The sequence below is a fragment of the Streptococcus sp. 1004_SSPC genome, from assembly GCF_001069025.1.
Taxonomy (GTDB): Bacteria; Bacillota; Bacilli; order Lactobacillales; family Streptococcaceae; genus Streptococcus; species Streptococcus vestibularis.
The window spans coordinates 15,373-27,224 of sequence record NZ_JWGQ01000052.1; the positions used below are offsets into that span (position 1 = coordinate 15,373).

An 11,852-nucleotide genomic window follows, 5' to 3' on the forward strand; every position below is an offset into this window, starting at 1 on the left:
GCGGCTTTTGTCAGAGATTTTACTGTGTGAGGAAATCTTTTGACTTTTACCAATTCAATAACAAAACAGTTCTTTTTTTGACCGAATAGATTCTAAGATTAACCACATAGACATATGATATTGTCCGAGAGCTACCCTTTCGATACATTAGTAAGTGTTAAAACAACAGATCTTCAGATATAGAAAGAGAGGTAGAAACATGACTAAAGTAACAGGTTTTGGATTAATCGGTACAGCAGTAACAGTTATCATTTACAGTATTCCCGGCTTCCCAAAAATAGAGACTTCCCTTGGGCCACTCTTTCCAGTTGCCTTATTGATCTTCTTTACAATTGAGAATCTCATGAAAAAAAGATTATAAATCTAGCCTCATTAGTATCTTGACTGGGCTGATGATTGCTAATGCAATCTATGACCTACTCCCTATTCCTACCGAAACTCTGATTGTTGCCGGTATCCTAGTAGGCCTAGGATTGGGCTATCTCTTTCCTGACCACGATAATGAGAAAAACAAACATTAAAAGAAGCCAAATTAATAACTTGGCTTCTTTTTTACTCTAAATTCTTTCTTAAGCTCCCCTTCGGGCCAGATTAATCATATCATAGGTCAAAGTATTGCTTGTTTCTTTGAGAGAATAGTCCTCCAAAGTATTGACTTCCTTACGAAGCTGTTTGGCATAACGACTAGAAATAAGCTCAGCCTGTTCATATTCGTTGATAACCTTACGTTCCAAATAATAGCCTCGCAACATTTCATCAACATTGTCTGGATTTAAGTGGGTGATAACCCTCTCGACAAAGGCTCCTGATTGGATAATTTCAGCCTCTCGAAGTCGACTGCGTTTCAAATAAGACAAAAGATCTGAATGATAGACACCTTCCAGGTTGCTCAAGGCTTCCAAAACCTGCTCAGTATTTGTTAAATAAAGCTCAGTCATATGGTCACGATTTTCCTCAGTCAATCGAGGACCTCGCCTATTCTCCTCTTGTTCAATTCGAAACTTGAAGGTAAGAGCTAAGTGCAAAATTCTACGAATGCCACGAACGAAAACAGCAAAGGCATAAGAGAGACTAGAAACAAAACCTCGGTTAATACGACGCTCTAAGCCCTTGATATAACGTTGGTAGAGATTGTATTCGAGTTCTGAAATCTTACCCTTCTTGTAGGCATATTCCAGACCCTCACTCTCAATTTCCATAATCATGACTCGGATATTGGCCAACTCTTTTTTGACATCATTTGATTCCTGCTCCAAGATTAAATCTTCCAAGCGTTGATTGTAGTTGTCAATAGTAGCATAGACAGATCCTTGATTAGTTGACTGTTTTAGATCTTTTTCCAACTCACCGACCACATCATTAAGAATGGCAATCTGCATATAATGGTTGGTCGTATGAGCTGGTCCAGTCGCTAGCTTAGGTAGGACTAAAATACCTATCAAGAAGCTCAATAGCGTAACACCCGCTACCGTAAAGAGTAAGAGACTGTGTTCTAGCGCAGTCATATTGGCAATCGGAAGCAAAAGGATTGTTGCAATCGAAACCGTTCCTTTTACGCCAGAAAAAGTCAAAAGCGTAGCACCCTTCCATATTTTTTTCAATGACCGTTTGGTCCGCCAAGCTCTTTGGGCAAACACTGCGCTAATCATGACAAATCGAATTCCAAACATGATCGCTGTTAACAAGACGATGGCAAGAAACATCCAAAGCGTATCACAAGTACTGATAGACAGTACTGGGGTTGCTAAGGTTGGCAGTTCCGTCCCCAGAAGGAAAAAGACCATACCATTAAGCATGAAGGTAATGGTTCCCCAAATCGTATGGGAAACACTATCCAGTTTGGCATCAAAAACGGTGATTTTTTTGAAACGACTGGCAAGCGAAATCCCTGCTACGACAACAGCAATAATTCCAGAAGCATGAATTTCCTCGGCTACAAAATAAGAGGAGATCGGTAGTACCAGCTCTAGTAAGAGAGCACCTGTGACATCTGCAGCATCCATATTATCCAAAATGGTCAAAAAGAGGCGATTAAATAGGGCTGTAATCAAGCCAACCAAAAAACCACCAAGCACAGAGATAACCAAATTCCAGCTCGCATCCAGGATGGAGAAGGCACCCGTTGTCAAAGCGGTCACTGCCACCTGAAAGGCGACCAAGCCAGAGGCATCATTCAGCAAACCCTCTCCCTGCAGAATATAACTAATCCACTTTGGAAAACTGAAACGTTTAGAAATAGCGGAATAGGCAACCAAATCCGTTGGACCAAGAGCGGCACCGATTGCTAGACAGGCAGACAAGGGCACCGAAGCAGGCAAGACGGCCTTAGCAAGATAGCCGATTCCCAGTGTAGACACGAAGATGACTGGAAAGATCAAAAATAGAATGAGTTTCCAGTTACGGAGAATACTGGTAATGTCACTCTCTTCGCCCTCACGAAAAAGCAAGGGAGCAATAATAAACGCTAGAAAAAGTTCCGTTTCAAGCTCAAAAACTTCCCCCTTAAGAAGAAAACCAATACCAACCCCAAAAATAATTTGAATCAAAGGTAGGGGAAGACGTGGAAAGACACGATTGATAACGTTCGATAAAATCAAGCTAAAAAAAAGAACAAGCAAAGCTAATGATAAATGCATAGTTCCTCCTAACCTTCCTTATGACAACAGTTTGAGAATAGTTCTTTTTGCTTGCGAATTTTTTTATCAATGGCAGTCACGTCTTCTTTTGCTAAAAGTTTATGGCAACGTTCGACCTCAAGACTAGCTAACTTTTTCTTAATTTTAGCCGTTTTACGATTATCAACCTTTTTCAAAGTATCTTCGGCACTTTGCTTATCTATATATTTGACCTGCATATCTGCAAGCTTTTCTTTAATATCTGTAATCATTGTAATTTCTCCAACATCACCAAAAATGGTGGGGTATTAATTTGATTAAGGGGTTGGTAAAGCATGGCTGTAAAATCACGCTGGTCCAAACCGATAACGTACTCGAGCACAGCATCCTTCTCCATATCGCCGCCATCATGACCATAGTAAATCATAATAGCTAAACGACCACCCACCTCTAGACGGTCAAGAATCTTCTCAATGGCCTCAAGAGTCGTGTGGGGTTTGGTAATAACACTCTTATCTGCAGATGGCAGGTAGCCCAGATTGAAAATAGCTGCACGAATAGGTTCCGTGACATAACGGTCCAGATTTTCATGGCCATCTAAAATAAGTTGCGCATTTTCAATTTCCAAGTCCGACAAGCGTTGACGAGTCTTTTCGAGCGCCTGCTCCTGCACGTCAAAAGCATAGACCTTCTTGGCAAGGCCAGCCAGAAAGGCTGTATCATTACCGTTTCCCATGGTTGCATCAACAGCAACACTCTCGTCATCCAGCACTTCTGCTAGAAAGTCATGAGACAGATGAATTGGTAGTTTAATCATGCTTTCTCCTCCTTCTCGCTAGCTGCTTTGCACCCTTGCCATGAGTCACGACGTTCCATCTCTTTGTCAATAGCATTGAGGACTTCCCACTTATTGAGACTCCACATAGGACCAATCAACATATCTCGCGGCGCATCACCAGTGATTCGATGAATAACGATATCCTCAGGGATGATTTCCAACTGGTCACAGATGATGGACACATACTCTTCCTGACTCAGTAATTTAAGACGTCCCTCGTGGTAGTCCCTTTGCATACGCGTATTGGTCATCAAGTGGAGGAGGTGGAGTTTAATTCCCTGAATGTCATTATCCGTCACACAACGGCGAACATTTTCCACCATCATCTCGTGGGTTTCCCCTGGCAGCCCATTAATCAGATGCGATACAATCTCAGCCTTTGGCGCACGCTCACGCACGCGCTTAACCGTCTCCACATAGAGATCATAACTGTGTGCTCGGTTAATAAGCTCCGACGTCTCTTCATAAGTCGTTTGCAAGCCAAGTTCAACGGTCACATGCATACGTTCTGTGAGTTCTGCCAGATAATCAATCACATCGTCTGGCAAACAGTCTGGACGGGTACCGATATTGATTCCAACAACACCAGGCTCATTGATAGCCTGTTCGTAGCGTTCCTTAATAACCTCAAGCGGCGCGTGGGTATTGGTAAAATTTTGAAAATAAACCAGATATTTCTGAACTTCTGGCCACTTGCGGTGCATGAAGTCAATCTCATGGTAAAACTGCTCACGAATCGGTGCCTCAGGAGCTACAATAGCGTCACCAGACCCTGATACTGTGCAAAAGGTACAGCCACCGTGAGCAACTGTTCCATCACGGTTGGGACAATCAAAGCCCGCATCTATAGGAAGTTTGAAAATCTTTTCGCCAAAAATTTCACGATAGTAATCATTGACTGTTCTATAACGTTTTTTCATAAAGACTATTATAACACTTTGCCCTAAAAAAGAGAGTAAGACTAGGACAAAAATCATGGATTTCTGCCTGTCCCACTCTCGCTTCTTATTTAGTTTTTTTCAAATAATCAATGGCTTCTTGAGCTGTTTTAATAGGGACGATTTTCATCTTGGTCCCCAGTTTCTTGGCAGCTTCCTTGGCCTCTTGATAATTAGTCTTGGCATCCGGATCAACCTTTTTCATTTCCTTAGTTACTGGATTATTTGGCACGAAGAAAATGTCTGCGCCACTATCAGCCGCTGATTTCACCTTAAGGTAGGCACCACCGATATCACCAACCGAACCATCTTTTTCAATAGTTCCTGTCCCAGCAATCTTACGGCCAGCCTTAAGATCTTGACCAGACACCTGATCGTAAATAGCTAAGGTAAACATAAGACCAGCGCTCGGTCCGCCAACACCATCTAGTTTAAACTTAACATTCTCAGGACTCTTGACCTCAGTATGGTCCGTTAGGCCGATACCAATACCATTTTTGCCATTGGCAATCTTAATAATCTTACCAGTAGCAGTCTTTTCTTTGTCATCTGTCGTATAAGTGACCTTGACCTTTGAACCTAGCTTAAGCCCTTGAACGTATTTAATCAAGTCAGTAGAATTATCAAAGGTTTTGCCATTAACAGCCGTCACCGTATCAGCGATATTGAGGACACCCTTGAAGCTAGAATCATCAGCAACCTGAAGCACATAGACACCCATATACTCCAAACTAGCCTCCTTACCAGCCAGTGTCAAGCCCTGATAAATCGCTTGGTTTTGAGAAGTCTCCATGTAAAATTGGTTAATACGCATGAAATCTTCATCAGAGTAATTTCCAGTTGCCTCTTCAGCTGTTTGAAGCTTTGCAAAATCATTAAGCTGAGCATAGAGCATCAAGGCCAAAGTCGCCTTGGTTTGGGCCACCGCCACAAAATTGTAGGATCCTTTTGAATCATCAGCTTTCTTATCTACAGTCAAGACTTCCTTGGTATCAAAAGCACCACCCGGAAGCTCAACATAATAATTATTTAGCGGGAAAAAGAGGGCAAAAAGGAGGAAAAGTACCGTAAAAATACTTAATAACCACCACTTAATACGCCACATTTTCTCTAATAGTAATTTAGATTTTGTCTTGTTTGCCACGCTTGGCCTCCACTTCCTTAACAACTGCTTGCGGAACATAAGAGCTAATGTTCCCCTCAAAATAAATCAACTCACGTACACGACTGGAAGACACTGGTGTCACCTCATGACTAGCAATCAAATAAACCGTTTCTAATTCAGGCGCTAAACCTTTATTGAAATAGTCCATATTGGCCTCATAGTCAAAATCTGTCGCATTGCGAAGGCCTCGAACCAGATAAGTCACACCAAGCTCTCTGGCGACATCTACAGCCAGACTATCGTGAGCCGTTATAACCTTGACATTGGGAAAATCTGCTACAACCTCTTCCAAGATACGCTTGCGAGTCTCAATGTCCCAGAAGCCCTGCTTATTTTTATTATAAAATAGTCCAATATAGAGCTCATCAAAGAGCTTGCTGGCTCTGGCAATGATATCCATATGCCCATTGGTAATTGGATCAAAAGACCCCGTAAACATAGCAATCTTTGTCATAGCATTCCTTTCTACAACTTACCTATCAAAGGCTAACGCACGTAAACGGTCACCTTACTGATACCATAGGTTTTCTGCTTCCAAATCCCAAAGTTTGAAATTTCTTCAGGCAAGTCCACTGCCTTATCCGTCTCGCAAACCAACATAACTTCTTCAGCCAAGAGCCCTTGCTCCTCTAACTGAGTAATATTGGCCACAATCTGCTCTTTGGCATAAGGCGGATCTAAAAGCACCAAGTCAAATTGACCTGTCAATTGGGTCAGTGCACGCGCTGCATCCATCTTCAAAAGCTGGAACTGCTTCTCACTCTTGGTTATTTTGATATTTTCCTGAATAATGGCTTGTGCCCGACGGTCTTTCTCCACGAGGACAGCAGACGACATGCCACGACTAATAGCCTCAATGGCCAGACTACCACTCCCAGAAAAAAGATCCAAAACACGTCCTCCATCAAAGAAAGGACCAATCATATTGAAAATGGCACCCTTGACCTTGTCCGTTGTTGGACGAGTCGTTTTGCCTTCTAACGTTTTAAGCGGACGTCCGCCAAAATCACCTGCTACAACACGCAAGTCGGTCACCTCATTTTTACTGATTTTTAGTAAGACTTTTCTATTATACCAAAAAACCACACATAGATGTTGATCCAAAGGGGACTAGACAAACTAAAGACCAGCAAACAAACACAAAAAACTGGCTCTATAATTTCTGTAGTGGGTAAAACCACCATAGAGATTATAGAGCTTTTTGATTACAGACAAAAAGTCACAGACGAACTATAATGAAAAGCAACCAAACCATCATTAGGAATGAATACCACAGAATTAACCGGAATTAAAAACCCTAACATCATTATTTCTTTTATTATAGATATGTCAGAAGCCAATATTCCACTAGCTCGAAGACTCTTTTCAAACGACGAAATCATTATTGAGCGTTCCAACATCATCCATCACCTTGGTCGAGCATTCTTAAAGATAAGAATTGCCATCATGAGCCAGTTTGACAAGAAATCGCTATCCTATCAAGCCTTGAAAAATCACTGGAGACTCTTTCAAAAGGACAGACGTAGGTTATCTTGTAAATCATTTCACTCGAAGACCTTCTGTCACCACCTAAGTCCACATGAAGTCATTGAGAAATAAGCCACAATAAAAAGGACTATCAAGTCCTCTTATAGATTTTCACATTAACCCACTAAATACTTATACAAGAAAACAGCACAAGCAGATGCAATAAATGGTATGATAACTGGCACAAATGCATACCACCATTGTGAATTTTTTTCTTCTTCCCCTGTAATTGAGTTTGGAAGGAAAGTATATACAAGACGAGGTCCAAGGTCACGCGCAGGATTAAGTGCTGGCCCTACACCCCCACCAAAAATCATCACAAGTCCTACTGTCAAAAGTCCTAATACAATAATAGCGCTAGTCATAGCACCACCGGTTTGGATTGAGGCTTGAGCTTCAACGGCCGAACGATTATAACCTGCTTGTGTATATTGGGCAATCATTTGCTCAACAACTTGTGAACCATAATAGTGTTTTGTCAAGAACATTGTTCCAAAGACGAAGATAAATGATCCAAAGAACTCACTCAAGCCACCATGGATCCAAGCCATATTTCGATTTTCTTCGTCGCTAACTGTTGCAAATGTACTAAGAATCAAATGATCACTTTCAATTGTATTATATTTTTTATACTGTGTAACAACAATAATCAATTGTCCAATAATTGCACCTAAAAATTGCGCAGTAACATATTGAATAACTTGACCCCACTCAAAGTAACCGCTTGCTGCCAAGCCAACTGTAATAGCTGGGTTGAGATGACTACCAGAAATGCTCGCAAACATAAGAACTGAAACCATTACTCCAAAACCATAACCTAGAGCAACCATCAATCTATTAACCTTACGATCACCGTTTCCATTTGCTACAACATTTGTAACAACACCATTACATAAAATAACTAAAATTGCCGTTCCAAGAAATTCTGCGATATACTTCATAGTCCATGTGATATCCATGTCTCATTTCCTCCTTTTATCTATGGAATTATATCAAACTACACCTGAAAAGTAAAGATAAGCTAGTTTTAGTCGTTAAACTATTGAATTAGTTCCCTCCTCATAATCTTTAAATTAGTCGCATTATAATCAATAATTATTAGAATATAATTGATTTTAGCCTAATATCAATCCTACCTATACTATCATACAGGCCGTTTATCATAATAACTCAACAAACCTTTATCACATATCTTACAAAATAAGCTTGCTGGTTAACAGACTAGTTTTCACTTAACAAGGACTTTTTTGACATAAATTCCTTCTATTAGTAAAACTTAAAAAATCAAAAACCATCACTCTAATATAGTTTTAGTTCTATTCATGATCTACTATAAGGAAAAAAATCATTTTTCCCGAGTTTCCATTCATTTTACTTATCACCGAGTGCAGTCACGTAGTTGTAAGCTTCGATGCCAGCTGTGGCACCATCCCCTACGGCTGTTGTAATCTGGCGAAGGTCTTTCTGACGGACATCTCCAATGGCAAAGATACCTGGAATACGTGTCGCCATCTTATCATCTGTAATTACCCAACCGTCCTGGTCAGTGATGTCGAGACCAGTCAAGTAATCTGAAACAGGATCAAGTCCCACATAAACGAAGACACCGCCAAATTCGTGGTTAGTCACCTCACCAGTTTTGACATTCTTGATATCAACACTGCGAACCTTGATGTCATCACCCTTGATTTCTTCAACGACTGAATCCCAGATAAACTTGACCTTTTCATTGGCGAAGGCACGGTCTTGAAGGACCTTTTGGGCACGCAATTCGTCACGACGGTGAACAATGGTCACGCTGTTGGCAAAGCGTGTCAAATAAATTCCTTCTTCAACAGCAGAGTCTCCACCACCAACAACCAAGAGGTCTTGATTACGGAAGAATGCACCATCACATACCGCACAGTAAGATACCCCACGGCTGTTGTACTCTTCTTCACCAGCAACACCAATGTGGCGGTGTTTAGCACCAGTCGCAATGATAACTGTCTTGGTTTGGTACTCCTCGTCACCAGTTTTGACAACTTTATAATCGCCCTTGTCTTCGATACCAGACACGATACCATAAAGATTTTCAACGCCCAATTTTTCCAAGGGTTCAAACATCTTCATGGATAATTCTGGACCAGAAATACTTTCAAAACCAGGGTAATTTTCAATATCAGATGTGTTATTCATCTGTCCACCAGGAGCACCTTGCTCCAAAGTTGCCACTTTAAGGTTGGCACGGGCTGCATAAAGTGCTGCCGTCATTCCCGCAGGACCAGCTCCAATAACAATTGTATCGTACATGATTAACTCCTTATATGATTTTCTTGTAAAGATATCTTACACCTAATGTGCCAACAAAGCTAGAATTATGCATTCAGTACGATAAGAATCGCCATAAAAGCAAATGCCAATACTGGAATCGAAACCATCGACATCATAATAGCATCATAGAGGGCACCTTGACGCTCCTTAACGGTTTTGTCTGCACGACGTAGGGCACGCCATCCAAGCCAAAGGGCGCCAAGCACCAAGCAAACAAAGAAAGCAATCACAAGGCCTAAGAGATAAAATTTAAAAATATTTAATAACATAAATCATCCTAAAGTAAAAATAGAAAAGGCTGAGACAATATTCTCCAACCTCTGAATCCGAATAGTAATAACTGTGCGGTGTAGTATCTGATTGGACTCCTTAGTCGCCTTTGAAGTACTCGAAAGTTCCTAATCATCCTTGTGGGACTCTGACTATAAACTAGAAATGTAGTCCTATCCCATCACCTTTTCTATTGTAACAAAAATCCCATCTTAAAGGTATTGTTTTGAATAAGAAGCGAAAAATTCTTTTGTTCGCTCTTCTTTTGGATGGTTAAAGATTTCATCGGGTGTTCCTTGTTCAAGGATATGACCTTTTTCAAGGAAAAGCACCTTATCAGCCACTTGATAAACAAAGTTCATGTCGTGACTGACCAAAATCATGGTTTGACCTGACTTAGCCGCATCAGCGATTGATTTTTCAACCTCACCAACCAACTCAGGGTCAAGAGCAGATGTTGGTTCGTCAAGCAAGAGCACATCAGGCTTCATGGCAAGGGCACGGGCCAAGGCCACACGTTGCTTTTGACCACCTGACAAGTGACGTGGGTAGTGATTTTCTCGATTAGAAAGTCCAACCTTAGCGAGTTCTTCTTTCGCAATCTTAGTAGCTTCTTCGTCAGAAAGTTTCTTAACAATCTTAAGACCTTCCTTAACATTATCCAAGGCTGTACGACGTTCAAAGAGGTTAAACTGTTGGAATACCATGGCCAACTTACGACGAAGGGTAAGGATTTGCTCTTTGGTAATTGTTTCGAAATCCACCTTAAAATCATCAATGATAATTGTACCAGAATCAGGTTGTTCCAAATAGTTTAAGCTACGAAGGATTGTTGACTTCCCTGCACCAGAGGCACCAACCAGAGCGACAACTTCACCTTTTTCAATGTCAATATCAATGCCATCGAGAACCTTTTGTCCTGAAAATTCCTTGGTCAAATTTTTGATACTAATCATTAGCGGTCACCTCCAATGCCAGAAATGTCAGTTGCTTCAGGAACCTTAATAGCCATATGATTTTCAACTGAACGACCAATGTTTTCAATCAAGATTGAGATTACCCAGTATACAAGAGCTACTGAGATATAACGTTCAAAGTAACGATAGTCAGCACCACCTAGGATCTGAGCCTGTGCATACATTTCGACGATACCAGCACTGAAGGCAAGTGATGTTCCCTTAGTCAAACCAATCAAACTGTTAATTAAACTTGGTGTCGCAATAACAGCCGCATTTGGAATAATGACACGACGGTAAACCTGTGCTGATGTCATCCCAAGAGAACGGGCAGCTTCGATTTCCCCAGCATCAACAGCCTGAATTGCCGCACGAATAGTTTCACTCATGTATGCCGCTTCGTTAAAGGCAAAGGCTGTAATAGCGAAGATAGCTGGTGGAATCTCATTAATATTCCAATCTAATCCGAATTCGCCATTCAAGTAACGAAGGAAGAGTGGGATACCATAGTAGGTTAACATGAGTTGGACAAGAATTGGTGTCCCACGCAAGAAACTCACAAAAACAGCTTGGATCGGATAAAGGATACGTACTCGATTGATCTTAACAACCGCAAAAACAAGGGCTAAAATCAAACCTAAGAAAGCACCTGCAATGGTCAAACCCAATGTTAAAGGTAAGTGTTCTACAATCTTAGGAACCGCATCAAAGACAGCCTTCCATGAGAAGAGCTTACCAGCTGGCATCCAAGATGAAATCCATTTGAAGACAATTGTAACCAATTGCAAAATATAGCTCCAAAGAATCTCCACTAACCATGATACGGGAATAGCCAAAGCAACAACCACTGCCAAACCAATTAAACCAATGATAACTTGGAGATACCAAGGTGACCGATTAAATGCTTCGATACTCTTTTTCACAATGTTGCCCTTTCTTTCTAAAAAAGTCGGTTAGCCTAGTGCTAACCGTCTTAATATCTTATCATAAATTTTATAATATTCATTTTAGCACGACTCGGAAAGTCTGTGAAATAGTCTTTTCTTATCATAGTGATAAGAAAATCATATCACTGATAACACTATCTTGTTGAGGTTTAAACAGATTTTTGAGAATTTCTCTAAACGAATCCCTATTTTAGGAACAAAGTGAGAATAAACCAAGGCTTTCCGCCGTGAGAAAAACACCTGACACTTTAACGTTTCAGGTGTTCGGAAGTTTTAAGTCCTT

14 protein-coding genes and 1 pseudogene are annotated in these 11,852 nt (G+C 40.9%); 3 read left to right on the plus strand and 12 right to left on the minus strand.

Annotated features, from left to right (window positions below):
- Positions 1 to 199: 199 nt before the first annotated feature.
- Together ADF62_RS11415 and ADF62_RS11665 are read left to right on the plus strand one after the other, a co-directional pair.
- Positions 200 to 361, plus strand: coding sequence for an MFS transporter (locus tag ADF62_RS11415; RefSeq protein ID WP_082162585.1), 162 nt, complete (start codon positions 200 to 202; stop codon positions 359 to 361).
- A 31-nt stretch (positions 362 to 392) separates the two neighbouring features.
- A complete protein-coding gene (locus tag ADF62_RS11665) occupies positions 393 to 521 on the plus strand; it encodes a hypothetical protein (RefSeq protein ID WP_268688063.1) in 129 nt (42 codons plus the stop codon).
- A gap of 48 nt (positions 522 to 569) precedes the next feature.
- On the opposite strand, the gene ADF62_RS04230 is transcribed toward ADF62_RS11665, so the two are convergent.
- From ADF62_RS04230 to rsmD, 7 genes are all read right to left on the minus strand, one after another.
- Entirely contained in the window at positions 570 to 2,636 is a 2,067-nt protein-coding gene (locus tag ADF62_RS04230) for a cation:proton antiporter (protein WP_048788173.1), read from the minus strand.
- Between the two features lie 8 nt (positions 2,637 to 2,644).
- The gene (locus tag ADF62_RS04235; protein ID WP_003094091.1) at positions 2,645 to 2,887 is read right to left on the minus strand and encodes a hypothetical protein; all 243 of its coding nucleotides are present in this window, start codon (positions 2,885 to 2,887) and stop codon (positions 2,645 to 2,647) included.
- A complete protein-coding gene (locus ADF62_RS04240) occupies positions 2,884 to 3,432 on the minus strand; it encodes a tRNA (mnm(5)s(2)U34)-methyltransferase (RefSeq protein WP_048788174.1) in 549 nt (182 codons plus the stop codon). Before ADF62_RS04240 ends, ADF62_RS04235 begins: the two co-directional genes overlap by 4 nt.
- Positions 3,429 to 4,373: a TIGR01212 family radical SAM protein gene (locus ADF62_RS04245; protein ID WP_003094636.1), complete on the minus strand. Its 945-nt coding sequence runs from the start codon at positions 4,371 to 4,373 to the stop codon at positions 3,429 to 3,431. The genes ADF62_RS04240 and ADF62_RS04245 overlap by 4 nt, the downstream gene beginning before the upstream one ends.
- Positions 4,374 to 4,458: 85 nt before the next feature.
- Positions 4,459 to 5,496, minus strand: a complete 1,038-nt coding sequence (locus ADF62_RS04250) for a SepM family pheromone-processing serine protease (protein WP_048788187.1) — start codon at positions 5,494 to 5,496, stop codon at positions 4,459 to 4,461.
- A gap of 16 nt (positions 5,497 to 5,512) precedes the next feature.
- Positions 5,513 to 6,010 carry a pantetheine-phosphate adenylyltransferase gene (gene coaD, locus ADF62_RS04255; RefSeq protein WP_048788175.1) on the minus strand — a complete coding sequence of 166 codons (498 nt, stop codon included), beginning with the start codon at positions 6,008 to 6,010 and terminating at the stop codon, positions 5,513 to 5,515.
- Between the two features lie 32 nt (positions 6,011 to 6,042).
- Complete coding sequence (rsmD, locus tag ADF62_RS04260) at positions 6,043 to 6,642, minus strand: 16S rRNA (guanine(966)-N(2))-methyltransferase RsmD (protein WP_082162586.1); 600 nt, start codon at positions 6,640 to 6,642, stop codon at positions 6,043 to 6,045.
- A gap of 177 nt (positions 6,643 to 6,819) precedes the next feature.
- Here rsmD and ADF62_RS10735 point away from each other — a divergent pair.
- Positions 6,820 to 7,152 (plus strand): annotated as a pseudogene (locus ADF62_RS10735) (ISL3 family transposase); the annotation flags it as partial.
- A gap of 47 nt (positions 7,153 to 7,199) precedes the next feature.
- Here ADF62_RS10735 and ADF62_RS04270 read toward each other — a convergent pair.
- From ADF62_RS04270 to ADF62_RS04290, 5 genes are all read right to left on the minus strand, one after another.
- Positions 7,200 to 8,042, minus strand: a complete 843-nt coding sequence (locus tag ADF62_RS04270; RefSeq protein WP_003093762.1) for an MIP/aquaporin family protein — start codon at positions 8,040 to 8,042, stop codon at positions 7,200 to 7,202.
- Positions 8,043 to 8,454: 412 nt separating this feature from the next.
- A complete protein-coding gene (gene trxB / locus ADF62_RS04275; protein ID WP_275043070.1) occupies positions 8,455 to 9,378 on the minus strand; it encodes a thioredoxin-disulfide reductase in 924 nt (307 codons plus the stop codon).
- A gap of 62 nt (positions 9,379 to 9,440) precedes the next feature.
- Positions 9,441 to 9,665: a DUF4059 family protein gene (locus ADF62_RS04280; RefSeq protein WP_003093939.1), complete on the minus strand. Its 225-nt coding sequence runs from the start codon at positions 9,663 to 9,665 to the stop codon at positions 9,441 to 9,443.
- 213 nt (positions 9,666 to 9,878) lie between these two features.
- Positions 9,879 to 10,622: an amino acid ABC transporter ATP-binding protein gene (locus ADF62_RS04285; RefSeq protein ID WP_048788176.1), complete on the minus strand. Its 744-nt coding sequence runs from the start codon at positions 10,620 to 10,622 to the stop codon at positions 9,879 to 9,881.
- Complete coding sequence (locus tag ADF62_RS04290; protein WP_172798560.1) at positions 10,622 to 11,368, minus strand: amino acid ABC transporter permease; 747 nt, start codon at positions 11,366 to 11,368, stop codon at positions 10,622 to 10,624. Before ADF62_RS04290 ends, ADF62_RS04285 begins: the two co-directional genes overlap by 1 nt.
- Positions 11,369 to 11,852 lie beyond the last annotated feature (484 nt).